Genomic DNA, 25,369 nt, shown 5'->3' on the forward strand with positions numbered 1-25,369 from the left:
AAACCCTGTGCCAACCCGAAAAAACCCAATCAGATCAACGACTTTTCCCGTATCCAGATGTGTTTTCGGCGTTTCGCCGCGCTGGCGGGCATTTCAAGCCCCGTTTTTGTCGCCGAATGGCGACAGGCTGGGCCTTCGTTCAGAAAAAAACCAGCAAAAACAAGGGCTTGGCCTTGTCACTCATCGGCGACAGCGTCGCTGGCGGCGCCCGGAGCATCGCTTTTGAACAGCCCCGGGGTCAGGGCGTGTTTCTGCAGCAGGCGGTAGAACTCGGTGCGGTTGCGCTGCGCCAGGCGGGCCGCGTCGGCCACGTTGCCGTCGGTCATCTTGAGCAGGTCCACCAGGTACTCGCGCTCGAAGCGCTGCTTGGCGTCGGCGAAGCTGAGCACCTCGATCGACGGGGTGCGCAGCGCGCGCTGCACCAGCGCGAGCGAGACCAGCGGCGTGGTCGACAGGGCGCAGACCTGCTCGACCACGTTGTAGAGCTGGCGCACGTTGCCGGGCCAGGCCGCCAGGGTGAGCGCCTTGAGCGCCTCGGGCGCGAAACCCGAGCTGCGCTTGCCGTACTTGGCCGCGAGCCGGGCCAGGAAGTGGTTGGCCAGCAGGGCGATGTCCTCGCGCCGCTCGGCCAGGGTGGGCAGCGTGAGCGTGACCACGTTGAGCCGGTAGTACAGGTCCTCGCGGAACTGGCCGGCGGCCATCGCGTCTTCCAGGTCGCGGTGGGTGGCCGAGATGATGCGCACGTCCACCGGCAGCGACTGGCTCGAGCCCAGCGGGCGCACCGCGCGCTCCTGCAGCACGCGCAGCAGCTTGACCTGCAGGGCCGGCGGCATGTCCCCGATCTCGTCGAGCAGCAGCGTGCCGCCGTCGGCCGCCTGGAACAGGCCCTTGTGGTTGGCCACGGCGTCGGTGAACGCGCCTTTCATGTGGCCGAACAGCTCGGATTCGAGCAGGGCCTCGGGGATCGCGCCGCAGTTCACCGCGATGAAGGGGCGGTTGGCGCGCGCGCTGGCCTTGTGGATGGCGCGCGCCAGCATTTCCTTGCCGGTGCCCGAGTCGCCGCGCAGCAGCACGCTGGCGTCGGACTGCGCGACCATGCGCGCCTCGGCCAGCAGGTCGGCCATGCGGTTGGAGCGGCTCACGATCTCGCTGCGCCAGGCCTCGTCCACGTGGGTGTTCTGGTGCGCGGGCGCGCCCAGGGCCAGGGCCTGCGCGATCTTCTCGAGCAGTTCCTTGGCGTCGTAGGGCTTGGTGAGGTAGGTGAAGACGCCACGCGCCGTGGCCTCCACCGCATCGGGGATGGTGCCGTGCGCGGTCAGCAGGATCACCGGCAGCGAGGGGTGGCGCGCGCGGATCTCGTCGAACAGCGCCAGGCCGTCGCGCCCGGGCAGGCGCACGTCGGAGAGCACCAGCTGGGGCCGTTCGATGTCGAGCTGGCTGAGCGCGGCCTCGGCCGAGCCGACCGAGGTCACCTGGTAGCCCGCCGCGCCCAGGCGCATGGCCAGCAGGCGCAGCATGTCGGCGTCGTCGTCGACAACCAGCAGCCGTGCGCGCGGCGCCGAAGGCCGCTCGGGGCTGGCGTTCATGGCGTGGTGGGGCGCGCGCCGTTGGGCGCGGCGGCCGGTGGGCGCGTGGTGAGGCTGCGCTCGATGGCGCGCATGGCTTCCAGCCGTTCGTTGAGCTGGTCGATGCGGCGCTGGCTGTCGCGCAACTGCTGGGCCTGGCGGTCCGTGGTTTCCTCCAGCTTGCGCTGGTCCAGCAGGCGGTTGGCCAGCAGCCGGGCGAGCGGCTTGAGCGGCAGGCTCTCGGGGCCGGGGTGGGCGATCACGCGTTGGAACAGACCGAGCGCGCGCGCGGTGTCGGCCGGCTGGCGCAGGTGGGTCAGCGCCAGGGCCAGCTGCATCTGGCGCAGCGCCACGTTGCCGGGGTCGCCCTGCACCACGATCTCGGCGGCGAGGTCGGCGGGGCTGAGCGCGTGCAAGCGGTCGGCGTAGCTCAGCAGGGCCGTGACCACGTCGGGCACCGGGGTCGTGTCACCGCTGAGCACCATGGGGGGTTGCGAGGGTGGGGCCGTCACCGGCGTCACCAGGGGCGGCGCGGTGGCCACGGTGACCGTGGGGTTGGTCATCTGGATGGTCACCGTGCCGTTGCCGACGGTCTCGGGCGCGGTCGGCGCCGTGCCGCAGGCGGCCTGCGACAGGGCCAGCGCGGCGACCAGGCCGGTGAGGCGCCCTGCGTGGGTGGGGTGGGATGGGCTAATGGGCATGGGGCAGTTCGATGCGGAAGTGGGCACCCTGGCGCTGGGGCAGCAGGGTGATGCGGCCCCCGTGGGCCAGAATGTACTCGTGCACGATGGACAGGCCGATGCCGGTGCCGCGCACGGCGCCGCTCGGTTGCCGTTCGCCACGGTAGAAGGGTTCGAAGATGCGGTCGCGGTCGGCTTCGGCCACGCCCGGGCCCTGGTCCACGATGTCGATGCAGGCGCGGCCCGGCAGGTCCAGCAGCACCAGGCGGATGTGGCCACCGGGCGGCGAGAAACGGATCGCGTTGGACAGCAGGTTGCCCACCGCCGAGGCGATCTTCTCGCGGTCCAGTGGCATCGTGGTCGGCACGCCCTCGACGCGCACGTTCAGCGACTGGGCCTGCCACTGCAGGCGCTGGGTGTCCACCTGGTCCTCGAGCAGTGCCAGCAGGTCGGTGCGCTCGCGCTTGAGCTGGCGGGCTTCGAAGGCCGCCGCGTTGAAGCGCAGCAGCGCCTCGATCTGGTGCTGCAGCAGCTGCGTGTTGTGCTGCAGGATGTTCACCACCTCGGCCTGGCTGGGGTTGAGCGCGCCGGCCACGCCGTCGCCCAGCACCGCCACGCCTTCGTGCAGCGAGGCCAGCGGCGTCTTGAGTTCGTGCGAGATGTGGCGCAGGAAACGCGCCTTGTCGGCATCGAGCTCGGTCAGCCGCAGGCGCAGCCATTCGAGCTGCTGGCTCACGCGGCGCACGTCGGACGGTCCGCGAATGTCGATCGGCACGTCGAGCCGGTTTTCGCCCAGGCCCTGGATGGCCTTCTCCAGCCGCTTGAACGGCCGCGCGAGCCAGATGCCGAAGCCCAGCGCCAGGATGGCCGCGATGCCGATGGAGCCCACCACCTGCTGCGTGAGTTCCTGTCGGCTGGTCTCGAAGCGGGCCTGCAGGGCCTCGTTGCGGCCGGTGATGATGGACTGCACCTTCTGCGCGATGGACGCGCTGTGGCCGTCGATCTCGCGAAAGGCCTGCGCCACCTCGCGCTCGCGGTCCAGCGCGGTTTCGGGCGGGCCGTCCAGCAGCACGGTGATCGCGTCCAGCCGGTCGCGCCAGTTGGTGGCGAAGTCGGGCGGCAGTTCGTTGTCCTCGAGCCGGCGCAGGATGTCGCGCGCGTTGCCGGCGGCTTCGTCGAAGCGCTGGCGCAGCTGCCGGTCGCGCAGCACCAGCGACTGGCGCGCCGCGCGCTCCATGGTCAGGCTGCGCTCGGAGAGCGACTGCGCGGCGGTCGACAGCGCGATCGCCTGCGCCGCGCTCTCGCGGCTCTGCGCCATCAGGGTCTCGAGCGAGAACAGCGCGCGCACCGCCGCCACGCCGAGCAGCGCCCCGATCAGCAGGAAGGCGACCAGCAGCAGCTGCTGGAAGGAGAAGCGCAGCGGTTTCACCGAGGGGTGCTCAATCCAGAAACACCGCGGAACCGGCTTTGCCGGGCGGCAGGTGTTGCCCCATCGAGGGGGTCGCGCGCAGCGCGGCGGGGGTGATTTCCAGACTGCCGCGCAGCGAATGCGGGCGCGCCTCGGTGATGCGCACGTCGAGCATCTGGCCGAGCAGGCGCTCGGCCCGCGGGCCGCCGTCGAAGTTGACGATGCGGTTGCACTCGGTGCGGCCCATCAGCTCGAGCTCGCCGTTCTTGCCGGGGCGGCGCGAGCGGCCCTCCACCAGGATGCGCTGCACCGTGCCTTCGCGGCTGGCGCTGATACGGCGCACGTTCTCCTCGATGACCGCCTGCAGGTGCTGCAGCCGCTTGAGCTTGACCTCGTGCGGCGTGTCGTCGGTGAGGTTGGCCGCCGGCGTGCCGGGGCGCGGGCTGAAGATGAAGCTGAAGCTGGTGTCGAAACCCACGTCGGTGATGAGCTTCATCATCTTCTGGAAGTCGTCCTCGGTCTCGCCGGGGAAGCCGACGATGAAGTCGCTGCTCATGGCCAACTCGGGCCGGATCGCGCGCAGCTTGCGGACGGTGCTCTTGTATTCCATGGCGGTGTAGCCACGCTTCATCGCCATCAGGATGCGGTCGCTGCCGTGCTGCACCGGCAGGTGCAGGTGGTTCACCAGCTGCGGGATCTTGCCGTAGGCCTCGATCAGGCGCGGCGTGAACTCGTTGGGGTGGCTGGTGGTGTAGCGGATGCGCTCGATGCCAGGGATCTCGGCCACGTACTCCAGCAGCAGGGCGAAGTCGGCGATCTCGCTGGTCTCGCCCATCGCGCCGCGGTAGGCGTTCACGTTCTGGCCCAGCAGGGTCACTTCCTTCACGCCCTGGTCGGCCAGGCCCGCGACCTCCACCAGCACGTCGTCGAACGGGCGGCTGACCTCTTCGCCGCGCGTGTAGGGCACGACACAGTAGCTGCAGTACTTGGAGCAGCCTTCCATGATGGACACGAAGGCCGAGGCGCCCTCGACCTTGGCCGGCGGCAGGTGGTCGAACTTCTCGATCTCGGGGAAGCTGATGTCCACCTGCGGCAGCGCCTGGCGCGCGCGCTGGTTGAGCAGTTCCGGCAGGCGGTGCAGGGTCTGCGGGCCGAACACCACGTCCACATAGGGCGCGCGCTTGATGATCTCGGCGCCTTCCTGGCTGGCCACGCAGCCGCCCACGCCGATCAGCACGCCCTTTTCCTTGAGGTGCTTGACGCGGCCGAGGTCGCTGAACACCTTCTCCTGCGCCTTCTCGCGCACCGAGCAGGTGTTGAAGAGGATCAGGTCGGCCTCTTCCACGTCCTGCGTGGGCTCGTAGCCTTGCGCGGCGCCCAGCACGTCGGCCATCTTGTCCGAGTCGTACTCGTTCATCTGGCAGCCGAAGGTTTTGATGAAGACTTTTTTGCTCATGGGGAATTCCGTTCGGGAAAGGGCGTCGCGCCGCGGGCGCGCGCCATGGGCGGGGCCGCGGCCATGGTGACCGCGGCAGGCGCCGGGGGACTCAGTTCGTGGTGCGGGCCGGCGCGCCGGCGGGCAGGGTCTGTTGCGACTCGAAGACGAAGTTGCGCTGCGTGCCGTAGCCCGGGCGCTTGACCTTCGCTTCGGCCTCGGTCAGCAGCCACACCTGGTGGACCTGACCGCGCTGGTCGAGGGTGTAGTTCACCACCAGTTCCTGGTTGACCAGGGTGGAGGACATCACCAGCTTGTTGGTGCTGTCGAGGATGCGCGCGCCCGGTGCGAAGCGCGTGGCGCGGTCGTCCATGGCCACCAGTGGCGGTTGCACCACCACCATGGTGCCGCGCAGCGCCTTGGCCGGGAACTCGCGTTGCACGGCCTGCGCGTGGGCGGCGCTGGCGGGAATCAGGAGGAGGGTGGCGGCGAGCGCGGTGCTCAGGCCGGCGAGGGTGGCCACGAGGGCGGGTCGGCAGCGGTTCATGGTATGTGTCCAGAGGCTGTGAGGAGGGGCGATTGTCTCACGCGGGGGCGGGGCGCTTCTGCATCAGAACCACGTTGGCGCCAGGCACTTCGCAGTGCCAGCCATGGTGGCGCGCCAGCCAGCGCAGCGTGGCCTCGCGGTAGAACACCACGTGGGTCGGGTCGCGGCGGTAGTGCCACTGCGCGAAGCGCGCGTCGTCGGTCTGGAAGCGCGTCATCAGCGCCAGCCAGCCACCCGGGCGCAGCAGCGCGTCCAGGCGGCGGAACTCGGCGGCGGGGTCGTGGAAGTGCTCGGCCACCTCGGTGCAGGTGATGAAGTCGTGGGGGGTGGCCAGTGCGCCCGTGTCGGGGTGGAAGAACGGGTCGTACAGGGCCACCGTGTGGCCGGCCTCGCGCAGCAGGTCGGCCAGCACCGGGCCGGGGCCGCAGCCGTAGTCGAGCCCGCTGCACCCGGGCGCCAGGCGCTGCAGCAGCGGTGTGGCCACCTGGGCCAGGAAGGCGCGGTAGCCCGCGTCGTCGCCGGTGTTGCGGTGCAGTTCGTACTCGGCGCGTTCGGCCTCGGGCGAGGGCCGGTGTTCGGGGAACAGAAAGGTGGCCTCGCAGCGCCCGCAACGGCCATAGGCGCGCTCGCCGATGACCTGGAACGCCCGGCCCTCAAGGCCTTCGCAAACGGGGCAGCGCATGGCGCGAAGGCCGGCCGGCTACTTCCAGCGCACCGGCTCGATGTGCACGCTGCCGCGCTCGCTGGAGAGCGTGAGCGCGCCTTCCTGCACCGTGGCCTGCAGCTGCATGCTGCGCTCGGCGAGCTGGGCCAGCGCGGGCGCCACCTCGGTCGGCAGGCGCCAGGCCTGCAGGCGGTCGAGCCGCGTGAGTTTGCCCTCGATGCCGCGCCACCACACGTCGGCCGCGCTGCCGAATGCGTAGACGACCACCGCGTCGGCCTTGCTGCAGGCCTTGGCCAGCGGCTTGTCTTCCGGCTGGCCGACCTCGATCCACAGGCGCTTGCGGCCGGTGAAATCGGTCAACGAGACGTCCGGGTCGTCCGGGTCGGAGAGGCCGGCGCCGAAAGCCAGCGTGCCGTCGCCCCGGCAGGTGTCCTGCAGCTCGTGCGCGTGCAGCGCCATCGCCACCAGCCGGACCATCATGCGCTCGTCGGTCTCGCTGGGATGGCGGGCCAGGGTGAGCGCGTGGTCGGCGTAGTAGCCGTGGTCGATGTCGGCGATCTGCAGGTTTGCCTTGAAGATGGTGGACTTGATTGCCATGACGAGACGGACCGGAAATGAAAAAAGCGGGCCCCGTTGCCGGAACCCGCTTTTTGAGATGCTGGTGGCGATAGGTGGACTTGAACCACCGACATCAGCATTATGAATGCTGCGCTCTAACCAACTGAGCTATATCGCCAGCGAAGCGCGCATTATAGACAGTTTTTTTGGACGACTCAGCGGTGCTGGAAAGCCGGCTTGCGTTTGTTGACGAAGGCGTCCATGCCTTCCTTCTGGTCTTCGGTGGCGAACATCGCGTGGAACAGGCGGCGCTCGAACATCACGCCGTCCGACAGCGTGCCTTCGAACGAGCGGTTCACCGCTTCCTTGGCCGCCATCACGCTGGGCAGCGAGAGGCCGCAGATCACCAGCGCGGCGCCCAGGGCCTCGTCCATCAGCTTGTCCAGCGGCACGACGCGGCTGACAAGGCCGGCGCGCTCGGCCTCGGCGGCGTCCATCATGCGGCTGGTGAGCACCATGTCCATGGTCTTGGCCTTGCCCACCGCGCGCGGCAGGCGCTGCGTGCCACCCGCGCCGGGGATGATGCCCAGCTTGATCTCGGGCTGGCCGAACTTGGCGTTGTCGGCCGCGATGATGAAGTCGCACATCATGGCGAGTTCGCAGCCGCCGCCCAGCGCGAAGCCGCTCACGGCCGCGATCACCGGCTTGCGGATGCCGCGGATGGTTTCCCAGTTGCGCGTGATGTAGTCGCCGTTGTAGACGTCGGCGAAGGTGTAGGTGGCCATGGCGCCGATGTCGGCGCCGGCCGCGAAGGCCTTTTCGCTGCCGGTGATGACCATGCAGCCGATGCCCTCGTCCGCGTCGAAGGCCTTGAGCGCCGCGCCCAGCTCGTCCATGAGCTGGTTGTTGAGCGCGTTGAGCTGCTTGGGCCGGTTGAGCGTGACGATGCCCACGCGGCCTTCGGTGCGCACGGTGATGCATTCGGGTGGGGTGGCGGCGGTCATGGTGTCTCCTCGGGCAATGGCGTCGGGTTGAAAGCCCACCACTATATCGGGCCCGCCCTCCGGGAAAACATTAGCCGACCGATTGGTTGGTTAATGGTAAATTGCGATCCAACGCCCAACGACAACAGCAGGAGACCGCCGACATGAGCAACAACGCCACCGTGGTGTACGAAGAGCGCGGGGCCGTGGCCCTGGTCACGCTCAACCGCCCCGAAGCCCTGAACAGTTTCACCCGCCAGATGCACCGCGAGCTGTGGGCCGCGCTGGACCAGGCCGAGGCCAACCCGGCGGTGCGCGCGCTGGTGCTCACTGGCGCCGGGCGCGGTTTCTGCGCCGGCGCCGACCTGGCCGAATTCGATTTCGAGCCCGGCCCCGATCTGGTGAAGCGCGCCGACCCCGGCCCGGTGATCGAGCAGGCCTTCAACCCCACGGCGCGCCGCCTGCAGGGGCTGCGCATGCCCACCATCGCCGCCGTCAACGGCGTCGCGGCGGGTGCGGGCGCCTCGCTGGCCATGGCCTGCGACATCGCCATCGCCGCCACCGGCGCGAGCTTCATCCAGGCCTTCAGCAAGATCGGCTTGATACCGGACGCGGGTGGCAGTTGGTTCCTGGTCGAGCGCCTGGGCCTGGCGCGCGCCATGGCCTTGGCCCTGACGGGCGACAAGCTGCCGGCCACGCAGGCCAAGGAATGGGGCCTGGTCTGGGACGTGTCCGACGACTGCGTGGGCGCGGCACTGGCCCTGGCCGCGCGCCTGGCCACCATGCCCACCAAGGCCCTGGTGGCCACGCGCGGCCTGCTGCGCGATGCCGGCACGCGCACGCTGGACCAGCAGCTGGACGTGGAGCGCGACACCCAGTCGGCCCTGGGCCGCACGCACGACTACATCGAAGGCGTGATGGCGTTCCGCGAAAAGCGTCCGGCGCAGTTCAAGGGCGAATGAGGATGAGCCCCGAAGACAAGGCCCGCAAGGTGGGCGAGACGATGTTCGCGGTGGACACCGCGAGCAAGGACACCATGGGCATGGAGCTGCTGGCCTGCGAACCCGGTCGCGCCGTGATGCGCATGGCCGTGCGCCCGCTGCATCTCAACGGCCACCAGATCTGCCATGGCGGCTTCATCTTCACGCTGGCCGATTCCACCTTCGCCTTTGCCTGCAACAGCCACAACAAGAACGCTGTGGCCGCGGGCTGCGGCATCGAGTTCCTGCGGCCCGCGCACGCGGGCGACGTGCTCACCTGCGAAGGCATCGAACAGACGCTGTCGGGCCGCCACGGCATCTACGACATGCGGGTGAGCAACCAGCGCGGCGAAGTGGTTGCGATGTTCCGCGGCAAGAGCGCGGTGATCGCCGGCACCGTGTTTCCCGAGGACGAGCAGCCATGAAGACCTTTCCCCTCGAACCGATCGAAAAAGCCGGCATCGACGAACTGCGTTCGCTGCAACTCAAGCGCCTGCAGGCCACGCTGCGCCACGCCTACCAGAACTCGCCGGTGTACCGCGCGAAGTTCGATGCGGCCGGCGTGCACCCCGACGACTGCCGCAGCCTGGCCGACCTGGCGAAGTTCCCTTTCACGACCAAGAAGGACCTGCGCGACAGCTACCCCTTCGGCATGTTCGCGGTGCCGCGCGAGCAGTGCGCGCGCATCCACGCCAGCAGCGGCACCACCGGCAAGCCGACGGTGGTGGGCTACACGCTCAAGGACATCGACACCTGGGCCACGGTGATGGCGCGCAGCATCCGCGCCAGTGGCGCCCGCCCGGGTGATCTGGTGCACGTGAGCTATGGCTACGGCCTGTTCACCGGCGGCCTGGGCGCGCACTACGGCGCCGAGAAGCTGGGGCTCACGGTGGTGCCTTTCGGCGGCGGCCAGACCGAGCGGCAGGTGCAGCTGATCCAGGACTTCCGGCCCGACATCATCATGGTCACGCCGAGCTACATGCTGGCGATCGCCGACGAGTTCGAACGCCAGGGCTTGGACCCGCGCGAGAGCAGCCTGCGCCTGGGCATCTTCGGCGCCGAACCCTGGACCAACGACATGCGGCTGGCGATCGAGCAGCGCATGGGCATCGACGCGGTGGACATCTACGGCCTCTCCGAGGTGATGGGGCCCGGCGTGGCCAACGAGTGCGTGGAAACCAAGGACGGCCCGACGATCTGGGAAGACCACTTCTACCCCGAGATCATCGACCCCGACACCGGCGAGCCGGTGCCCGACGGCGAGCTGGGCGAGCTGGTGTTCACCAGCCTGACCAAGGAGGCGTTGCCCATCATCCGCTACCGCACGCGCGACCTCACGCGCCTGCTGCCCGGCACGGCGCGCCCCATGCGCCGCATGGAGAAAATCACCGGCCGCAGCGACGACATGATGATCGTGCGCGGCGTCAACGTGTTTCCCACGCAGATCGAGGAGCTCATCCTCAAGCGCGCCGAACTCAGCGCGCACTACCAGTGCGTGCTCACGCGCCAGGGGCCGATGGACGACCTCACCGTGGTGGTGGAGACGCGCTCGGGCCTGTCACCGGACAGCGAGGAGGCCCAGGGGGCCGCGCGCCTGCTGCAGCACGACATCAAGGTGTTCGTGGGCAGCAGCGTGATGGTGCAGTTGAAGCCCGAGGGCGGTGTCGAACGCAGCCAGGGCAAGGCCAAGCGCGTTCTGGATCAGCGAGGGCGCTAGTTCAGCCAGCTGGCGAGCTTGGGCGCATCGCCCACCGCCAGCCGCACGGTGAAGGACTCGGTGGGCCAGTCCAGCGGCAGGCGCAGCAGGCGCTTGTCGCGCGAGACCAGCGCGGTCAGCTTGGCGCGCCGCGCGCGCAGGGGCGGCAGTTCGTCGAGCTTGTGGAGGCGCCAGGCCTCGGCCTCGCCGCCGCGCTGCGCGGGCGCGAACTCCACGCCCAGCCACTCGTCGTTCGCGGCCATGCCGGCGGCCTCAGCCGCGCCGCCGCGCAGCACGGTCTTGAGCACCACGCTGCCCCCGGTCTCGCTCACGCGCAGGCCGAGTTGCTGCGCCAGCGGCGCCTTGTCGTGCGCCACCTTCACGCCATGGTCCTGCAGCAGCGAGGGCAGGGGCAGCTCGTCGGTGCTGTGCACCCAGGCCGCGATCTCACCTTCGTAGCTGCGTTGGCCCAGGCGCTTGAGCGCGCGCAGCACGTCGGCCTCGCGCATCGGGCCGCCTTCGCAGCGCTGCCAGAGTTCGCGCATCACCGCGTCGAGCGAACCGTGGCCTTCGGCGCGCAGCGTGAGGTCCAGGCACAGCGCCACCAGCGAGCCCTTGGTGTAGTAGCTCACCGTCGCGTTGGGCGTGTTCTCGTTCATGCGGTAGTACTTCACCCAGGCGTCGAAGCTGGCCTCGGCGACGGTCTGCACCAGGCGGCCCGGCGTCTGCTGCACCTGGTTGAGGGTCTTGGCCACCAGCTGCAGGTAGGTCGCGTCGTCGATCAGCCCGGCGCGGCGCAGCATGAGATCGTCGTAGTAGCTGGTGAAGCCTTCGAAGAACCAGAGCAGCTCGGTGTGGTTCTCGCTGTCGTAGTCGTAGCGCGCGAACTCGGCCGGGCGCAGGCGCTTGACGTTCCAGGTGTGGAAGTACTCGTGGCTGATCAGGCCCAGCAGCGTGGTGTAGCCGTCCGTGGCCTTGAGGGCGGCGGGTTTTTCGCCCGGCGCGGGCGTGCGCGGCAGATCGGCGCGCTGGCAGATCAGCGCGGTGGAGTTGCGGTGCTCCAGGCCGCCGTAGCCGTCGGCGCTGGCGTACAGCATGAACACGTAGCGCGAGAAAGGCGGGGGCTGCTGGCCGTGCCAGAAGGCGATCTGCGTCTCGCAGATCTTGCGGGTGTCTTCGATCAGGCGCTCGCCATCCATCCACTCGCCCGCGCCGGCCACCACGAAGCGGTGCTCCACGCCGCCGGCGGTGAAGCTGGCGCTCCAGAAGCGGCCCATTTCCACCGGGCAGTCGGCGAGCTCGTCGTAACCCTCGGCGAGGTAGTGGCCGAAGCCCTGGGCGTCCACGGTCTGCGGCGTCAGGCCGGTGGCGACCTGCCAGCCGGCGGTGGCCTCGCCACCCACGAGTTCGAGCGCGTGCGGCGTGTCCTCCTGGCCGAGCACGCGCAGGCACAGGCTGGTGGCGTTGAAGAAACCGCGCGAGGCGTCGAGGAAGGCGGTGCGCACCGAGGCGTCGAAGGCATACACCTCATACCGCAGCTCCAGCGGCTCGCCGGCCTCGGCCTGGGCCTGCCAGCGGTGTTTGTCGAGCTGCCTGAGGGCGACGGGTTGCCCGTTCTGCCAGGCGCGCAGTTGTTGCAGGTTCTGCGAGAACTCGCGCACCAGGTAGCTGCCCGGTATCCACACCGGCAGGGCCACGCGCTGGTTCTTCGCGGGCTGCTCGATGCGCAGCGTCACGGCGAACAGGTGGGCGTGCGCGCTGAGCACCGAGACGGTGTAGCGCACGCCCGCGTTGCGCGCGGCCTTGGCCGCCCTGGCGCGGGTGCTCAAGGCTTGGCTTCCGCGAGCTGTTTCTCGATCTGCTCGGCACCGATGGCGCCGGGCACGCGCGTGCCGTTGGCGAAGATGATGGTCGGGGTGCCAGTGATGCGGGCCTTCTTGCCGAACTCGAAGTTGCGCGCCACGGCAGCCGCGTCGCAAGTCGCCGAGGGCGGGGTCACGTCGCGCACCATCCAGTCGATGAAGGTCTTGCCCTTGTCCTTGGCGCACCAGATGTTGCGCGACTTCTCGCCCGAGTCGGCGCTCAGGATTGGGTACAGGAACACGTGCACCGTCACGTTGTCGATCTTCATCAGGTCGCGCTCGAAGCGCTTGCAGTAGCCGCAGTTGGGGTCCTCGAACACCGCCAGCTTGCGCTTGCCATTGCCGCGCACGATGGTGAAGGCGTCTTTCAGCGGCAGGTCCTTGAAGGCGATGGCGGTGAGCTTGTCCATGCGCTGCTCGGTCAGGTCCACGCGGGCCTTGGTGTCGATCATCGAACCCTGGATCAGGTAGTTGCCTTCGGCGTCGGTGTAGAACAGCTCGCTCTGGTTGACGCGCACCTCGTAGATGCCCGGCATGGGCGTCTTGCTGACCTCGTCGATGGCCGGCAGGTTGGGCAGGCGCTCGGCGAGGTTCTTGCGGATGGTGGCTTCCTGGGCGATGGCGGCCATCGACAGGGCAGCCAAGGCCGCGATCAGGAGGGATTTGAAGAGTTTCATCGTGGGAGCCTTGGAGGGCGTGCGGGATTCGAAAGAGGGTTTCAGAAGTGCGGCTGGCCCATGGCCTGGCGGGCGATCCAGCGCTTGAGCGGGCCGCTGCGGTCGAAGCCGTTGAGGCCCCAGTTGCGCAGCGCCTGCACGCGCGAGTCGCCGTGGGCGAACAGGCCGAACAGACCGTCGGTAACCCAGCCCATGGCGCCCACTTCGGCGGCGCGCGCGCGTTCGTAGCGGCGCAGCAGCTTGAGGTCGCCCAGCTCGCGCCAGTATTCGCGCTGCTGCAGCACGCGCGCCAGCTCGGCGGCGTCGGCCAGACCCACGTTCAGGCCCTGGCCCGCCAGCGGGTGCATGGCGTGCGCCGCGTCGCCGGCCAGCGCCACGCCGCCCTGGGCGGTGCGGGCGATCCAGCGTTGGGCGCGCGAGAGTTCGAGGGGCCAGGCCTGGGCGGGGCTTTCCATGTGCATGTGGCCCAGGGCCTGGGCGCAGCGCGCCTGCACGGCCTGGGTGAAGGTGGTCGGGTCGGCTTGCAGCCAGGCGTCGGCCTGCTGTGCAGGGACAGACCACACCAGCGCCACGGAGTTCCCGAACGCGCCGCCCAGGGGCAGCAGGGCCATCACCTCGCCGTTGGAAAACCACTGCCGGGCGATGCCGCCGTGCGGCTGGTCGCAATGCAGCCGCGCGGCCACCGCCTTGTGTGGGTAGGGGCGCACGTCGAATTCCAGGCCCAGTTCCGCGCGCGTCTGGCTGCGCTTGCCCTCGCACACCACCGTCAGGGCGGCGTTGGGCGCTTCGCTCACGCGCTCGATGCCGCCCTGGAAGCCGATCGCGTCGGACAGGCGCTGCTCCAGCGCGGGCACGTCCACGATCCAGGTCAGCGCGTCCGCGCCCTGGTCGTCGGCCGAGAACTGCAGCTCGCCGCCGTCGTCGCCCCACACCTGCATGGCGCTCACCGGGGTGATGGGGGGCACGCGGTCGTCCTGCGGATCGGCCTCGGGCCAGGCGCGCACCGAGCGCAGCACGTCGCGCGAGGCCGCGTTGATCGCGTAGGCGCGCACGTCGGGGGTGTCCTGCGGGCCGCGTGGCGCGCCGACCAGGGCCACGCGCAGGCGGTCGCGGGCCAGCAGCAGGGCCAGGGTCTGGCCCACCACGCCGGCCCCTCGGATGGCGATGTCGAAACGCCGGGTAGAGCCGGTGCGGGGGGCAGGGGAGTTCATGGGGGGATTCTAGGAGCAGGGCACAATCCGGGCCTTCCCCCGGGCGATACCCGGTACCCCCATCCTGACCATCCACCATGAGTGCTGAACCCATTGCCGCCGACGTGCAGGCCACCATCGCCCAGCTCTGGGTCTATCCGGTCAAGTCCTGCGCCGGCATTTCGCTGACCGAGGTCGAGCTGACCGACACCGGCCTGCTGTACGACCGCGCCTGGATGGTGGTGGACGCGGACGGCGAGTTCGTGACCCAGCGCGAGCTGCCCCGCATGGCGCTCATCCAGACCGCTTTCAAGATGGGCCAGCTGGTGCTGCGCGCCCCCGGCATGCTCGCGCTGCACCTGGCGCTGGACGCGGCCGAAGGCCCGCTCCAGGTGCGCGTGTGGGACGACGAGGTGCAGGCCTACGACATGGGCGATCTGGCCGCGCAGTGGTTCAGCGATTTCCTCGGTCAGCCCCTGCGCCTGGCGCGCTTCGACCCCGAGGTGCGGCGCGTGTGCAGCCTGAAGTGGACCGGGGGCCGCGAGGCCGTCACGCAGTTCGCCGACGGTTTCAGCCTGCTGGTGACCAGCACCGCGTCGCTGGACGAACTCAACACCCGCCTGGGCGCGGCCGGCCACGGGCCGGTGGAGATGCTGCGTTTCCGGCCCAACGTCGTGTTGGCCGGCGTGGAAGCGCACGACGAAGACCGCGTGGGCGCGATGCGCATTGGCACCGGGGACGGCGCGTCCGCGCTGATCGAGCCGGTCAAGCCCTGCGGCCGCTGTCCCATTCCCAACATCGACCCGGCCACCGCCATCTCCAGCCCCGAGGTGAACGACACGCTGCAGGTCTACCGGCAGGACCCGCGCCTCAACGGCGCCATCACCTTCGGCATGAATGCCATCGTGCTCGAAGGCGACGGGCAGGTGCTGCGGATCGGCCAGCCCGTGAGCGCCGACTGGAAGTTCGACTGAACTCAGCCCTGGGCTGATCGTGGCGGGCTGGCCCGCTCGCTCGCGTAGCGCGCCAGCGTGGCCGCCAGTTCGCCCAGGTCGCGCTGCACCGTGGCGAAACTGGCGTTGCGCTCCCGGGTGATCTCGTCCATGTACACCGGGCGGCGGATCTCGATCTGCAGGCTGTGGCGCCCTTGTGCGGGCTGGCCGATGCGAGCGATCAGCTGCACGCCCTTGTACGGGTCGTTGCGGGCCACCGAATAGCCGCGCGAGCGCAGCTCGCGCTCCACCAGGTCGACAAACGCCGGGTCGCAGGTGGTGCCGTCGCGGTCGCCCAGCACGAAGTCCGCGAGTGGGCGGGTGCTGCGGATCTGGAGCCGCTCGTAGGCGTTGTCGGGCATGGAATGCAGGTTCAGGTGCCAGAGCGCGCCGAAGCGGGCCATGGTCTCGTCGATGCATCGCGACAGGGCCGCGTGGTACGGGCGGTAGCAGCGGGCGATGCGCGCCTGCACCTCCGCCACGGTGAGCCGACGGTGGTAGATCGGCGTGCTGGCATCGATGTTGCGCCACACCAGGCCGAAACCCAGGCGGGTTTTCTCGCTCGGGTTCAGCGGCGCCGGCCACGGGCCGTCGAGCAGGTCCGGGTCGAGGTCGTCCTCCGAGCGGTTGCAGTCCATGTAGGTGCGGGGAAAGTGGGCCGCCAGCAGGCTGCCGCCCACCGAGGGCACCGCCGCCCACAGCGCCTCCACATGCGTGTCCTCGCCGCGCCGCAGCAGCGCCCGGGGCACGGCGTGGTCGTAGTCCGCCGGGTAGTCGGTGCCGCTGTGCGGCGAGTCGCACACCAGGGGCACGGGCGTGGCGACAGGGCGGTGCAGCGTGAACGGCGGTGCGTCGATCGGCATGGCTCAGTCCAGCGAGATCTTGGCCATCTTGGCCACGCGCTCGTAGCGCTCCATGGCCTGCTGGATCTGCTGGGCGAACGCCTCGGGCGTGCCGGGGATCAGCGTGGAGCCCGAGGCTTCCATCTGCTTGATGAACTCGGGGTGCTTCATGCCTTTGTGGATGGCAGCGTTGAGCCTGGCCACCACCTCGGGCGGCGTGCCCGCCGGCGCGACCACGCCGAACCAGCCGCCACCGCCCATCTGGGGGAAACCGAGTTCGCCGTAGGTGGGCACCTCCGGCAGCGAGGGCGAGCGCTTCTCGCTCAGCACCGCCAGCGCGCGCAGCTTGCCGGACTGGATGTTCGGCAGGGCCGACGGCAGGTTGTCCGTGATGGCGGTCACCTGGCCCGCCATGGCGTCGGTCATGGCCTGCCCGGCGCCCTTGTACGGCACGTGCAGCAGGTTCATCTTGGACAGGGCCATGAAGTGCTCGATGTTGGCGTGGCCCAGGGAGCCAATGCCCGGCGAGGCGAAGCTGTACTTGCCCGGGTTGGCCTGGGCCAGGGCGATGAACTCCTTCATGTCCTTGGCCGGTGTGGCGGGATGCACCGCGAAGACGCTGGGCGTGGTCGCCACGTTGGTGATCGGCGCGAAGTCCTTCACCGGGTTGTAGCGCAGCTTGTTGCCATAGACCGCCGGGTTGCTGCCGTGCGTGCTGACGGTGGCCATGCCCAGGGTGTAGCCATCGGCCGGCGCGCGGGCGACGAATTCCATGCCCGTCGAGCCACCGGCGCCCGCCTTGTTCTCCACCACGATGGACTGACCGAGCTCGCGACCGCCGTATTCGGCCACCAGGCGCGCGGCCAGGTCGGTCGAGCCGCCGGGGGCGAAAGGCACGATCAGCTTGATCGGCCGGTTGGGGTAGGCGGTCTGGGCCTGGGCGGCAGCGCCCAGAACGAGCGCGGTGGTCAGGGTCAGCGCGGTGCGCAGCAGGGTTCGGGTGGTCATGTGAGGTCTCCTCCTCGGGGATGGGAGCCGAAGGGTAGGAAATCCGACCAAGGCAGGCAAACGACATTTTCGCCGTGTGCGATGACATGATGTAATCAGCCGCATGCGCATCCGAAGCCCTTCTCTGGTGGAGCTGCACGCCTTCCTGGGCGTGGCCCGCCATGGCAATTTCCACCGCGCGGCCGACGAGCTGTGCGTGACCCAGGCGGCGGTGAGCCGCGCGGTGGCCCGGCTCGAGAAACACCTGGGGGTCCAGCTGCTGGACCGCGCGGCCAGCGGCGTGCGCCTGACCCCGGCCGGCGCCGACTTGCGCCGCCAGGTCGAAGGGCCCGTGGCCGCGCTGGAGGCCGCGGCGGGCCAGGTCAGGGCCCTGCCCGAAGCCCTGCGGCTGCGGCTGTCCGTGGTGCCCAGCCTGGGCAACCTCTGGCTGATGCCGCGCCTGGAGGATTTCCGGCACCGCCACCCCGAGATCGACATCGAGTTCCGCCAGTACCACCACGACGAGGACTTCACCCGCGCGGACGTGGATCTGTGGGTGGCGCTCAAGGCGCGGGCCGGCAAGCACTGGCCCCGCCAGGTGGCGGCGCAGTACCTCATCGGCCGCGAGATCGTGGCCGTGTGCGCGCCCGCGCTGGCGCAAGGCATCGACGGCGTGGACGCGCTGCTGAACCTGCCCCTGCTGTACCACAGCAACTACCGCGACAACTGGGCCCTGTGGGCCGATTCCGTGGGCGGGCAACTGCCGCCGCACTGGCGGGGAACGGGCTTCGACCTGGTCATGAACCTGATCGAAGCGGCCCGCGCGGGCATGGGCGTGGCGGTGGTCCAGCGCTGCATGGTGCAGGCCGAACTGGCCACCGGCCGCCTGGTCACCCCCGTGCCCGGCAGCGCCAGCACCGGGCGGGGCTACTACCTGTGCCGTCCGCGCGCGACCGCCGGCTCCCGCGCGGTGGAGGCCTTCTCGCTCTGGGTCCGTGAACAGGCCCGGCGCGCGGGCGGCTGAGCGTCCGGGACGCTTCAGCGCGAGAGATTCACCCATCAGTACAATCGACACCCGTTTCCCCTTGGCAAGACGAGGACAACGTCCTCACGGAACCCGGTACCTCTCACCTCGGTTCGCAGCACTGCCAGACAGGCGCTACACAGTGCCACAGGGGTTGATTCATAAGGAATTTCCATGAGCCTCCAATGCGGCATCGTGGGCCTGCCCAACGTCGGCAAGTCCACCCTTTTCAACGCGCTGACCAAGGCCGGCATCGCGGCCGAGAACTACCCCTTCTGCACCATCGAGCCCAACACCGGTGTGGTGGAAGTGCCCGATCCGCGCCTGCAGCAGCTCGCCGAGATCGTCAAGCCCGAGCGCATCGTGCCGGCCATCGTGGAGTTCGTGGACATCGCCGGCCTCGTGGCGGGCGCGAGCACCGGTGAAGGCCTGGGCAACAAGTTCCTCGCGCACATCCGCGAGACCGACGCCATCGTCAACGTGGTGCGCTGCTTCGAAGACCCGAACGTCATCCACGTGGCCAACAAGGTCGACCCGATCGCCGACATCGAGGTCATCCAGACCGAGCTCTGCCTGGCCGATCTGGCCGCCGTGGAAAAGGCCCTGCACCGCGTGAGCAAGACCGCGCGCTCGGGCGACAAGGAGTCGATCAAGCAGGTCGCCATCCTCGAGAAGTGCCAGGCCGCGCTCAACGACACCCAGCCGGTGCGCACCATCGACTTCAGCAAGGAAGAGCAGGCGCAGCTCAAGCAGTTTTTCCTGATCACCGCCAAACCCGCGATGTTCGTGGCCAACGTGTCGGAAGACGGCTTCGAAAACAACCCGCTGCTGGACCGCCTCAAGGAATTCGCGCAGAAGCAGAACGCGCCCGTGGTCGCCATCTGCGCCAAGATCGAGGCCGAACTCTCCGAGATGGACGACGCCGACCGGCTCGAATTCCTCAAGGAACTCGGGCAGGACGAGCCGGGCCTGAACCGCCTGATCCGCGCGGCCTACCAGCTGCTCGGCCTGCAGACCTACTTCACGGCCGGCGTGAAAGAGGTGCGCGCCTGGACCATCCACGTAGGCGACACCGGCCCGCAGGCCGCTGGCGTGATCCACACCGATTTCGAGAAGGGCTACATCCGCGCCCAGACCATCGGTTTCGACGACTACATCGCCTACAAGGGCGAGCAGGGCGCCAAGGACGCGGGCAAGATGCGCGCCGAAGGCAAGGACTACGTCGTCAAGGACGGCGACGTGATGAACTTCCTGTTCAGCAGCTGAACTCGATCCGCCTTGGCTGAGCCAGCGGGCGTCAGTCCGCGGGCTGCGCCTTGCCCCGCCAGTGGCGGACGTTGAACGGGAACACCGGGCGGTGGTCCTTCATCGCCAGGGCGGCGTCCGGCGTGGCGCCCAGATCGCCCCAGCCACTGCCGTCGCCCCAGTGCCGGAAACCGTGCTGGAGCACGCTGTGGCTCTCGCCGGGAATGCCCAGCGCCGTGGTCTCGTAAACGCCCTCCCGGGCGGGGTTGCCGTTGGTCTCGATCGTGAACCAGGAAGAGAACTCAGTGGACATGGAAGATCCTTTGTCAAACAAAGAGAGCCCCCACCTTAAGACAGAACGACACGCTTCGACTGTTCGCTGGGAAACACTCGATCGGCCGCGTGGCACGTGCTGCCAAAGCATGAAGGGGAAGTGGCATGCCGAAATGGTCACCCGCCTGGACACACCCGAACAGCGCGTAGAGTCGGCGGCATGAACGAACACGCTCCGATCCGTCCCGAACCCCAGCGCCTGGCCAAACGGCTCGCGGCCCAACTGCCGTGCTCGCGCCGCGACGCCGAACACTACATCGCTGGCGGTTGGGTGCGGGTTGACGGCACCGTGGTCGAGGAGCCCATGGCGCGCGTGCGCGACGAGCAGGCCGTGGAGCTCGATCCGAAGGCGCGGCTGGAACCGCTGGTGCCGGTCACGCTGGTCTGGCACAAGCCCTCGGGCCAGGCCCTGCCCGACGAATCGCCTTTGCCCGACGAGCTGGCCGCGCGCTGGTTCGCCCCGGGTGCGCGCTTCAAGGGCGACCGCTCGGGCGTGCGCCCGCTCAAGGCGCATGGCCACAAGCTGCTGCCGGTCTCGCCGCTGGAGGTGCTTGCCAGCGGCCTGATGGTGTTCACGCAGAACCCGGGCGTGGCGCGCAAGATCACCGATGCCTCCTCGCCGCTGGAACACGAGTGGCTCGTGGAGGTGCAGGACGATGCCGAACTCGACGACGACGCGCGGCGCGAAGCGGTGCTGCAGTCGCTGGGCAAGGCGCTGTTCTTCGACGGCTGGGCCGTGCCCACGGCGCGCGCGAGCTGGCAGAGCGAGCGGCGCCTGCGGCTGGCGATCAAGGGCACGCTGCCGGGGCAGGTGGCGCACCTGGCCGAGCGCGCCGGCCTGCGCCTGGCCTCGGTGCGGCGCCAGCGCCTGGGCCGCATCGGCCTGGACGGCCTGCCTTCAGGCCAGTGGCGCTACCTCGCCGCGCACGAGCGTTTCTGAAGCCACGCGGCCCACAGGCTCACGGCCATCGCGACCAGCATCACGGCCAGGCCGACCTGGTGCAGGTTCATCATGCGGCCCTGGGCGATCATCACGCCGCCCAGCGCCGCGCCCAGGGCCTGCCCGCCATACAGGGCCGAGGTGTTGAGCGCCACGGTGGCCGGGGCCAGCTCGGGTGAGATCTGCACCAGCCGCGCCTGCTGCGCCGAGTTGCACGAGAAGCAGCCCAGCGCCCAGGGGATGAGCACGAAGGCCTGGGCCCAGACGCCGTAGCGGCCCAGCGGCCAGAGCAGCAGGCTCAGCACGATGGCGCACAGCGTGATCAGCACGGCCCGGGGCGCGCCGATGCGGTCGATGGAGCGCGTGACCGCGACATTGCCTGCCAGGCCGAAGACGCCGAACCACAGGAAGATCAGCGACAGCAGTCCGCCGCCCGCGCCCAGGGTCTGCGCGAAGTAGGGGGCGAAGTAGGAGAACAGCGTGAACTGCCCGAAGGAGAAGAGCAGCGTCACGGCCACGGCGGTCATCAGCGGGGCCGAGCCCAGGGTGCGGCCCCAGGCCTCGCGCGACAGCGCGGCCGGTTTGATGCCGTCGGGCATCTCGCGCCACACCCAGGCGCCGCTGAGGAACGAGGTCAGCGCCACCAGCCCGAAGGCCCAGCGCCAGTTGAGTTCGCTGCTGATCCAGGCCGACAGCGGCATGCCCAGCACCGAGGCCAGCGACCAGCCCAGGAAGATGAAGGTGATGGCGCGCCCGCGCATCGCCGGGCCGACCAGGAGGCCCACGCTGGCCGCCGCCTGCGGCGTGAAGATGGCCGGCGCGATGACGGCCAGCACGCGCAGCGGCATCAGGCTGGCGTAGTTGGGTGCCAGCGCGCAGGCCAGCAGCAGCACGCCGTACCAGATCAGCGAGATCGTGAGCAGGCGGCGCCGGTCCCAGCCCGCGACCAGGCTGGCGAACAGCGGCGCGCCCAGGCCCATCAGGATGGCCGCGGCCGTGATCAGCTGGCCGGCCTGCGGGATCGACACGCCCAGCGAGTGGCTGATGTCGTTGAGCGTGCCGGGCACCACCATCACACCGGTGCCGATCACGAAGTTGCCCACCATCAGGGCCCAGAGGGCGCGTGGCAGGCGGTTGCTGGCAACGGTCATGGATGCAGGGTTCCAGGGAAGAACCACAACAGCGCGGCCGTCATGGTGAGGTAGCGGGCGAACTTGCCGATGGCCATGTAGGCCAGGCAGGGCCAGAACGGAAATTTGAGCCAGCCTGCCACGGCGCATAGCGGGTCGCCCACCACCGGCAGCCAGGACATGAGGCAGGCCTTGGGGCCGAAGCGCTCCAGCCATTGCAGCGCGCGCAGATCGACGTGGTTGCCGCGCGCCCGGTCCACCACCTTGTGCGTGCCCAGGCCCATGAGCCAGCTCACGGCGCCGCCGGCCGTGTTGCCGGCGGTGGCCACCAGGATGGCGGGCCAGAAGAGATGCGGGTTGATCTTGATCAGGCCGAACACCGCCGGCTCCGATCCCAGGGGCAGCAAGGTGGCCGATATGAAGGACACCACGAAGACCGTGCTCAGGCCGAATTCGGGCAGGGCCAGCTGCTCTATCAGGTAGGTGATCCAGTCGGGCATGGGCGGCGAAATCCGGGGGTGGGGGAGACCGGCGATCGGGAAGTCGGAGGGAGAGGGCAAAAAGGGTGCCGACATATCGCCTGCTGAAAAAACAGGCAGATACAATCGCGTTCCTTCGCCCCCCGCGTTAGCAGGGATCGCGGCAGTTCCACCGCTCGACACCGATTCTCCCACCGCCATGCAACTCGGGGCTTTCACCCTGCCCAATGCCCTGTTCGTCGCGCCCATGGCGGGGGTGACGGACCGGCCATTCCGCAAGCTGTGCAAGCGCCTGGGCGCGGGCTATGCGGTGAGCGAGATGGTGACCTCGCGCCCCGATCTGCAGGACAGCCTCAAGACCTCGCGCCGCGCCAACCACGAAGGCGAGGCCGCGCCGATCTCGGTGCAGATCGCCGGCACCGACGCGCAGATGATGGCCGACGCCGCGCGCTACAACATCGACCGGGGCGCGCAGATCATCGACATCAACATGGGCTGCCCGGCCAAGAAGGTCTGCAACAAGTGGGCCGGCTCGGCGCTGATGCAGGACGAGGCGCTGGCCATCGAGATCGTGCAGGCCGTGGTGGCCGCCTGCGAGCCGCACGGCGTGCCCGTCACCCTCAAGATGCGCACCGGCTGGTGCGCCAGCGTGCGCAACGCCCCCACGCTCGCGCTGGCCGCCGAAGCCGCGGGTGTGCAGATGCTCACCGTGCACGGCCGCACGCGCGAGCAGGGCTACAAGGGCCAGGCCGAGCACGACACCGTGGCCCACATCAAGAGCCGCGTGCGCATTCCGGTGGTGGCCAACGGCGACATCGACAGCCCCGAGCAGGCGCGCGAGGTGCTGCGCCGCACCGGGGCCGACGCCATCATGGTCGGCCGCGCCGCCCAGGGCCGGCCCTGGATCTTCCGTGAAATCGCCCACTTCCTCGCCACCGGCGAACACCTGCCGCCGCCCGACCTGGCCGACGTGCGGGTCTGGCTGCTCGACCACCTGCACGACCACTACGACCTGTACGGCGAATCCACCGGTGTGCGCAGCGCGCGCAAGCACCTGGGCTGGTACGCGCAATCGCTGCCGCTGCCCCCCGGCGCGGCCGCCCTGTTCCGTTCGCGCGTCAACGCCGTCACTACGGTGGAGGCGCAGCTGCGCTGCGTGAGCGAGAGCCTGGACGAGTGGTCGTCCGGCGAAACCACAACAACAACCCCGAGCGACAACTGGAAACTGGCCGCATGAAACAGAACAAATTGCACGACTGTGTGCGTGCCAGCATGGAAGACTTCTTCCGCGACCTCAACGGCACCGACCCCGCCAACCTGCACGACATGCTGGTCAAGGCGGTGGAAAAACCCTTGCTCGAAGTGGTGATGGAGCAGGCGCAGAACAACCAGTCGCGCGCCGCGCAATGGCTGGGGCTGAACCGCAACACGCTGCGCAAGAAGCTGCTCGAACACAAGCTCATCGACTGAGCCCACCGATTTCCCAACCTCCCAAGCCCTCTCTTCCATGCGCGCACTCATTTCCGTCTCCGACAAGACCGGCATCGTCGAACTCGCCCAGGCCCTGCACGGCCTCGGCGTGGCCCTGATCTCCACCGGCGGCACCGCCAAGCTGCTGGCCGAGAAAGGCCTGCCGGTGACCGAGGTGGCCGAGGTGACGGGCTTTCCCGAGATGCTCGACGGCCGCGTGAAGACGCTGCACCCCAAGGTGCACGGCGGCCTGCTGGCGCGCCGCGACCTGCCCGAGCACATGGCCGCGCTCAAGACCCATGGCATCGAGACCATCGACCTGCTGATCGTCAACCTCTATCCCTTCGAGTCCACCGTGGCCAAGGCCGGTTGCACGCTGGAAGACGCGATCGAGAACATCGACATCGGCGGCCCCGCCATGGTGCGCAGCGCCGCGAAGAACTGGAAGGACGTGGCGGTGCTGACCGACGCGGCCCAGTACCCGGCCGTGATCGACGAACTCAAGGCCAGCGGCAAGCTCAGCGACAAGACGCGCTTCGCGCTCTCGGTCGCCGCGTTCAACCGCATCAGCAACTACGACGCGGCCATCAGCGACTACCTCTCGTCCATCGAGTTCGAGGAAGGCGCCAGCGTGCCCCGCCGCAGCGAGTACCCGGCCCAGAGCAACGGCCGCTTCGTCAAGCTGCAGGACCTGCGCTACGGCGAGAACCCGCACCAGAGCGCCGCCTTCTACCGCGACCTGCACCCCGCGCCGGGCTCGCTGGTCACGGCCAGGCAGCTGCAGGGCAAGGAACTCAGCTACAACAACATCGCCGACGCCGACGCGGCCTGGGAATGTGTCAAGAGCTTCGAGGTGCCGGCCTGCGTGATCGTCAAGCACGCCAACCCCTGCGGCGTGGCCGTGGGCAAGGACGCGCTGGAGGCCTACGGCAAGGCTTTCCAGACCGACCCCACCAGCGCCTTCGGCGGCATCATCGCGCTCAACCGCGTGCTCGATGGCGCGGGCGCGCAGGCAATCAGCAAGCAGTTCGTCGAGGTGCTGATGGCGCCCGGCTACACGCCCGAGGCGCTGGAGGTCTTCAAGGCCAAGGCCAATGTGCGCGTGCTCGAAATCGCGCTGCCCCCGGGCGGCGCCACGGCGTGGGACAAGGGCCTGAACCTCAGCGATGTGAAGCGCGTGGGCTCGGGCCTGCTGATCCAGAGCGCCGACAACCACGTGCTGCAACGCAGCAACCTCAAGGTGGTCACCCAGCTGCAGCCGACCGAACAGCAGATCGAAGACCTGCTGTTCGCCTGGAAGGTGGCGAAGTTCGTGAAGTCCAACGCCATCGTGTTCTGCAAGGACGGCATGACCATGGGCGTGGGCGCGGGCCAGATGAGCCGCCTGGACTCGGCGCGCATCGCCAGCATCAAGGCCGGCCACGCCAAGCTCTCGCTGCAGGGCACGGCGGTGGCCAGCGACGCCTTCTTCCCGTTCCGCGACGGCCTGGACGTGGTGGTGGACGCGGGCGCGAGCTGCGTGATCCAGCCGGGTGGTTCGATGCGCGATCAGGAAGTGATCGACGCGGCGGACGAGCGCGGTGTCGTCATGGTCTACAGCGGCGTGCGCCACTTCCGCCATTGAGCGAACGGCGCCACGCGCGCCTGAATGCCCTCCGGGCCGCCGCAGAAACCTGCCGCGG

26 protein-coding genes and 1 tRNA gene are annotated in these 25,369 nt (G+C 69.2%); 10 read left to right on the top strand and 17 right to left on the bottom strand.

The features are described 5' to 3' along the window. Positions 1-176: 176 nt before the first annotated feature. The 9 genes from AC1Q9M_RS13635 to AC1Q9M_RS13675 all read right to left on the bottom strand — a co-directional run bounded on the left by AC1Q9M_RS13635 (position 177) and on the right by AC1Q9M_RS13675 (position 7,861). Complete coding sequence (locus AC1Q9M_RS13635; protein ID WP_382154692.1) at positions 177-1,586, bottom strand: sigma 54-interacting transcriptional regulator; 1,410 nt, start codon at positions 1,584-1,586, stop codon at positions 177-179. Then, the gene (locus AC1Q9M_RS13640; RefSeq protein WP_382321665.1) at positions 1,583-2,266 is read right to left on the bottom strand and encodes a hypothetical protein; all 684 of its coding nucleotides are present in this window, start codon (positions 2,264-2,266) and stop codon (positions 1,583-1,585) included. Before AC1Q9M_RS13640 ends, AC1Q9M_RS13635 begins: the two co-directional genes overlap by 4 nt. Beyond that, positions 2,256-3,674 carry a sensor histidine kinase gene (locus tag AC1Q9M_RS13645; protein WP_382154698.1) on the bottom strand — a complete coding sequence of 473 codons (1,419 nt, stop codon included), beginning with the start codon at positions 3,672-3,674 and terminating at the stop codon, positions 2,256-2,258. The genes AC1Q9M_RS13640 and AC1Q9M_RS13645 overlap by 11 nt, the downstream gene beginning before the upstream one ends. A gap of 10 nt (positions 3,675-3,684) precedes the next feature. After that, complete coding sequence (gene miaB, locus AC1Q9M_RS13650) at positions 3,685-5,109, bottom strand: tRNA (N6-isopentenyl adenosine(37)-C2)-methylthiotransferase MiaB (RefSeq protein WP_444687308.1); 1,425 nt, start codon at positions 5,107-5,109, stop codon at positions 3,685-3,687. Between the two features lie 91 nt (positions 5,110-5,200). Next, positions 5,201-5,635, bottom strand: a complete 435-nt coding sequence (locus AC1Q9M_RS13655) for a hypothetical protein (protein WP_444687307.1) — start codon at positions 5,633-5,635, stop codon at positions 5,201-5,203. A gap of 37 nt (positions 5,636-5,672) precedes the next feature. Beyond that, positions 5,673-6,317: a class I SAM-dependent methyltransferase gene (locus AC1Q9M_RS13660; RefSeq protein WP_492434277.1), complete on the bottom strand. Its 645-nt coding sequence runs from the start codon at positions 6,315-6,317 to the stop codon at positions 5,673-5,675. An 18-nt stretch (positions 6,318-6,335) separates the two neighbouring features. Further along, on the bottom strand, positions 6,336-6,896 hold the full coding sequence (locus AC1Q9M_RS13665) for a YaeQ family protein (RefSeq protein WP_291120512.1): 561 nt from the start codon (positions 6,894-6,896) through the stop codon (positions 6,336-6,338). A 62-nt stretch (positions 6,897-6,958) separates the two neighbouring features. Further along, positions 6,959-7,035, bottom strand: a tRNA-Met gene (locus AC1Q9M_RS13670). Between the two features lie 37 nt (positions 7,036-7,072). Then, positions 7,073-7,861, bottom strand: a complete 789-nt coding sequence (locus tag AC1Q9M_RS13675) for an enoyl-CoA hydratase (protein WP_444687305.1) — start codon at positions 7,859-7,861, stop codon at positions 7,073-7,075. A 143-nt stretch (positions 7,862-8,004) separates the two neighbouring features. On the opposite strand from AC1Q9M_RS13675, the gene AC1Q9M_RS13680 reads away from it, so the two are divergent. The 3 genes from AC1Q9M_RS13680 to paaK are packed head-to-tail and all read left to right on the top strand — an operon-like array spanning position 8,005 to position 10,537. Further along, positions 8,005-8,802 carry an enoyl-CoA hydratase-related protein gene (locus tag AC1Q9M_RS13680; protein ID WP_444687304.1) on the top strand — a complete coding sequence of 266 codons (798 nt, stop codon included), beginning with the start codon at positions 8,005-8,007 and terminating at the stop codon, positions 8,800-8,802. Between the two features lie 2 nt (positions 8,803-8,804). Then, positions 8,805-9,245 (top strand): hydroxyphenylacetyl-CoA thioesterase PaaI, encoded by a 441-nt coding sequence (paaI, locus tag AC1Q9M_RS13685; RefSeq protein ID WP_382328305.1) that lies wholly within the window; start codon positions 8,805-8,807, stop codon positions 9,243-9,245. After that, positions 9,242-10,537 carry a phenylacetate--CoA ligase PaaK gene (gene paaK, locus AC1Q9M_RS13690; protein WP_382328307.1) on the top strand — a complete coding sequence of 432 codons (1,296 nt, stop codon included), beginning with the start codon at positions 9,242-9,244 and terminating at the stop codon, positions 10,535-10,537. Before paaI ends, paaK begins: the two co-directional genes overlap by 4 nt. Here the strand turns inward: paaK and AC1Q9M_RS13695 are convergent. From AC1Q9M_RS13695 to AC1Q9M_RS13705, 3 genes are read right to left on the bottom strand one after another with little or no spacing between them, the layout of a single operon-like run. Beyond that, on the bottom strand, positions 10,534-12,345 hold the full coding sequence (locus AC1Q9M_RS13695; protein WP_382321654.1) for a M61 family metallopeptidase: 1,812 nt from the start codon (positions 12,343-12,345) through the stop codon (positions 10,534-10,536). The genes paaK and AC1Q9M_RS13695 overlap by 4 nt on opposite strands. Then, positions 12,342-13,055, bottom strand: a complete 714-nt coding sequence (locus tag AC1Q9M_RS13700; RefSeq protein WP_291120718.1) for a DsbC family protein — start codon at positions 13,053-13,055, stop codon at positions 12,342-12,344. Before AC1Q9M_RS13700 ends, AC1Q9M_RS13695 begins: the two co-directional genes overlap by 4 nt. 41 nt (positions 13,056-13,096) lie before the next feature. Beyond that, a complete protein-coding gene (locus AC1Q9M_RS13705; RefSeq protein WP_492434281.1) occupies positions 13,097-14,266 on the bottom strand; it encodes an FAD-dependent monooxygenase in 1,170 nt (389 codons plus the stop codon). A 77-nt stretch (positions 14,267-14,343) separates the two neighbouring features. On the opposite strand from AC1Q9M_RS13705, the gene AC1Q9M_RS13710 reads away from it, so the two are divergent. Then, positions 14,344-15,219, top strand: a complete 876-nt coding sequence (locus tag AC1Q9M_RS13710) for an MOSC domain-containing protein (protein WP_382321650.1) — start codon at positions 14,344-14,346, stop codon at positions 15,217-15,219. Positions 15,220-15,221: 2 nt separating this feature from the next. Here AC1Q9M_RS13710 and AC1Q9M_RS13715 read toward each other — a convergent pair whose 3' ends face one another. Next, entirely contained in the window at positions 15,222-16,100 is an 879-nt protein-coding gene (locus AC1Q9M_RS13715; RefSeq protein ID WP_492434284.1) for an N-formylglutamate amidohydrolase, read from the bottom strand. 3 nt (positions 16,101-16,103) lie between these two features. Further along, entirely contained in the window at positions 16,104-17,087 is a 984-nt protein-coding gene (locus AC1Q9M_RS13720; RefSeq protein ID WP_444687299.1) for a tripartite tricarboxylate transporter substrate binding protein BugE, read from the bottom strand. A 103-nt stretch (positions 17,088-17,190) separates the two neighbouring features. On the opposite strand from AC1Q9M_RS13720, the gene AC1Q9M_RS13725 reads away from it, so the two are divergent. Both AC1Q9M_RS13725 and ychF read left to right on the top strand, forming a co-directional pair. Then, a complete protein-coding gene (locus tag AC1Q9M_RS13725) occupies positions 17,191-18,090 on the top strand; it encodes a LysR substrate-binding domain-containing protein (RefSeq protein ID WP_444687298.1) in 900 nt (299 codons plus the stop codon). 174 nt (positions 18,091-18,264) lie between these two features. Then, on the top strand, positions 18,265-19,356 hold the full coding sequence (ychF, locus tag AC1Q9M_RS13730; protein ID WP_382154740.1) for a redox-regulated ATPase YchF: 1,092 nt from the start codon (positions 18,265-18,267) through the stop codon (positions 19,354-19,356). 31 nt (positions 19,357-19,387) lie between these two features. On the opposite strand, the gene AC1Q9M_RS13735 is transcribed toward ychF, so the two are convergent. Beyond that, positions 19,388-19,648: a hypothetical protein gene (locus AC1Q9M_RS13735; RefSeq protein ID WP_382154743.1), complete on the bottom strand. Its 261-nt coding sequence runs from the start codon at positions 19,646-19,648 to the stop codon at positions 19,388-19,390. A gap of 180 nt (positions 19,649-19,828) precedes the next feature. On the opposite strand from AC1Q9M_RS13735, the gene AC1Q9M_RS13740 reads away from it, so the two are divergent. Continuing rightward, positions 19,829-20,608, top strand: a complete 780-nt coding sequence (locus AC1Q9M_RS13740) for an RNA pseudouridine synthase (protein WP_382321637.1) — start codon at positions 19,829-19,831, stop codon at positions 20,606-20,608. On the opposite strand, the gene AC1Q9M_RS13745 is transcribed toward AC1Q9M_RS13740, so the two are convergent. After that, the gene (locus AC1Q9M_RS13745) at positions 20,581-21,759 is read right to left on the bottom strand and encodes an MFS transporter (RefSeq protein WP_382321635.1); all 1,179 of its coding nucleotides are present in this window, start codon (positions 21,757-21,759) and stop codon (positions 20,581-20,583) included. The two genes, AC1Q9M_RS13740 and AC1Q9M_RS13745, sit on opposite strands and share 28 nt — an antisense overlap. Continuing rightward, positions 21,756-22,238 carry a YqaA family protein gene (locus AC1Q9M_RS13750; protein WP_492434288.1) on the bottom strand — a complete coding sequence of 161 codons (483 nt, stop codon included), beginning with the start codon at positions 22,236-22,238 and terminating at the stop codon, positions 21,756-21,758. Before AC1Q9M_RS13750 ends, AC1Q9M_RS13745 begins: the two co-directional genes overlap by 4 nt. A gap of 178 nt (positions 22,239-22,416) precedes the next feature. Between AC1Q9M_RS13750 and dusB the strand changes: the two genes are divergently transcribed. The 3 genes from dusB to purH are packed head-to-tail and all read left to right on the top strand — an operon-like array spanning position 22,417 to position 25,311. Next, the gene (dusB, locus tag AC1Q9M_RS13755) at positions 22,417-23,454 is read left to right on the top strand and encodes a tRNA dihydrouridine synthase DusB (RefSeq protein ID WP_444687297.1); all 1,038 of its coding nucleotides are present in this window, start codon (positions 22,417-22,419) and stop codon (positions 23,452-23,454) included. Next, positions 23,451-23,687 carry a helix-turn-helix domain-containing protein gene (locus AC1Q9M_RS13760; RefSeq protein WP_291120759.1) on the top strand — a complete coding sequence of 79 codons (237 nt, stop codon included), beginning with the start codon at positions 23,451-23,453 and terminating at the stop codon, positions 23,685-23,687. Before dusB ends, AC1Q9M_RS13760 begins: the two co-directional genes overlap by 4 nt. 37 nt (positions 23,688-23,724) lie before the next feature. Further along, complete coding sequence (purH, locus tag AC1Q9M_RS13765; protein ID WP_492434290.1) at positions 23,725-25,311, top strand: bifunctional phosphoribosylaminoimidazolecarboxamide formyltransferase/IMP cyclohydrolase; 1,587 nt, start codon at positions 23,725-23,727, stop codon at positions 25,309-25,311. The last annotated feature ends 58 nt before the right edge of the window (positions 25,312-25,369 follow it).

Source organism: Hydrogenophaga sp. GW823-FHT04C09, from assembly GCF_058796355.1.

Excerpts from the sequence above, each read along its gene's own strand:
- AC1Q9M_RS13635 (WP_382154692.1), bottom strand. The coding sequence starts at position 1,586 with ATGAACGCCAGCCCCGAGCGGCCTTCGGCGCCGCGCGCACGGCTGCTG.
- AC1Q9M_RS13640 (WP_382321665.1), bottom strand. The coding sequence starts at position 2,266 with ATGCCCATTAGCCCATCCCACCCCACCCACGCAGGGCGCCTCACCGGC.
- miaB (WP_444687308.1), bottom strand. The coding sequence starts at position 5,109 with ATGAGCAAAAAAGTCTTCATCAAAACCTTCGGCTGCCAGATGAACGAG.
- AC1Q9M_RS13655 (WP_444687307.1), bottom strand. The coding sequence starts at position 5,635 with ATGAACCGCTGCCGACCCGCCCTCGTGGCCACCCTCGCCGGCCTGAGC.
- AC1Q9M_RS13660 (WP_492434277.1), bottom strand. The coding sequence starts at position 6,317 with ATGCGCTGCCCCGTTTGCGAAGGCCTTGAGGGCCGGGCGTTCCAGGTC.
- AC1Q9M_RS13665 (WP_291120512.1), bottom strand. The coding sequence starts at position 6,896 with ATGGCAATCAAGTCCACCATCTTCAAGGCAAACCTGCAGATCGCCGAC.
- AC1Q9M_RS13675 (WP_444687305.1), bottom strand. The coding sequence starts at position 7,861 with ATGACCGCCGCCACCCCACCCGAATGCATCACCGTGCGCACCGAAGGC.
- AC1Q9M_RS13680 (WP_444687304.1), top strand. The coding sequence starts at position 8,005 with ATGAGCAACAACGCCACCGTGGTGTACGAAGAGCGCGGGGCCGTGGCC.
- paaI (WP_382328305.1), top strand. The coding sequence starts at position 8,805 with ATGAGCCCCGAAGACAAGGCCCGCAAGGTGGGCGAGACGATGTTCGCG.
- paaK (WP_382328307.1), top strand. The coding sequence starts at position 9,242 with ATGAAGACCTTTCCCCTCGAACCGATCGAAAAAGCCGGCATCGACGAA.
- AC1Q9M_RS13700 (WP_291120718.1), bottom strand. The coding sequence starts at position 13,055 with ATGAAACTCTTCAAATCCCTCCTGATCGCGGCCTTGGCTGCCCTGTCG.
- AC1Q9M_RS13705 (WP_492434281.1), bottom strand. The coding sequence starts at position 14,266 with ATGAACTCCCCTGCCCCCCGCACCGGCTCTACCCGGCGTTTCGACATC.
- AC1Q9M_RS13710 (WP_382321650.1), top strand. The coding sequence starts at position 14,344 with ATGAGTGCTGAACCCATTGCCGCCGACGTGCAGGCCACCATCGCCCAG.
- AC1Q9M_RS13715 (WP_492434284.1), bottom strand. The coding sequence starts at position 16,100 with ATGCCGATCGACGCACCGCCGTTCACGCTGCACCGCCCTGTCGCCACG.
- AC1Q9M_RS13720 (WP_444687299.1), bottom strand. The coding sequence starts at position 17,087 with ATGACCACCCGAACCCTGCTGCGCACCGCGCTGACCCTGACCACCGCG.
- AC1Q9M_RS13725 (WP_444687298.1), top strand. The coding sequence starts at position 17,191 with ATGCGCATCCGAAGCCCTTCTCTGGTGGAGCTGCACGCCTTCCTGGGC.
- ychF (WP_382154740.1), top strand. The coding sequence starts at position 18,265 with ATGAGCCTCCAATGCGGCATCGTGGGCCTGCCCAACGTCGGCAAGTCC.
- AC1Q9M_RS13735 (WP_382154743.1), bottom strand. The coding sequence starts at position 19,648 with ATGTCCACTGAGTTCTCTTCCTGGTTCACGATCGAGACCAACGGCAAC.
- AC1Q9M_RS13740 (WP_382321637.1), top strand. The coding sequence starts at position 19,829 with ATGAACGAACACGCTCCGATCCGTCCCGAACCCCAGCGCCTGGCCAAA.
- AC1Q9M_RS13745 (WP_382321635.1), bottom strand. The coding sequence starts at position 21,759 with ATGACCGTTGCCAGCAACCGCCTGCCACGCGCCCTCTGGGCCCTGATG.
- AC1Q9M_RS13750 (WP_492434288.1), bottom strand. The coding sequence starts at position 22,238 with ATGCCCGACTGGATCACCTACCTGATAGAGCAGCTGGCCCTGCCCGAA.
- dusB (WP_444687297.1), top strand. The coding sequence starts at position 22,417 with ATGCAACTCGGGGCTTTCACCCTGCCCAATGCCCTGTTCGTCGCGCCC.
- AC1Q9M_RS13760 (WP_291120759.1), top strand. The coding sequence starts at position 23,451 with ATGAAACAGAACAAATTGCACGACTGTGTGCGTGCCAGCATGGAAGAC.
- purH (WP_492434290.1), top strand. The coding sequence starts at position 23,725 with ATGCGCGCACTCATTTCCGTCTCCGACAAGACCGGCATCGTCGAACTC.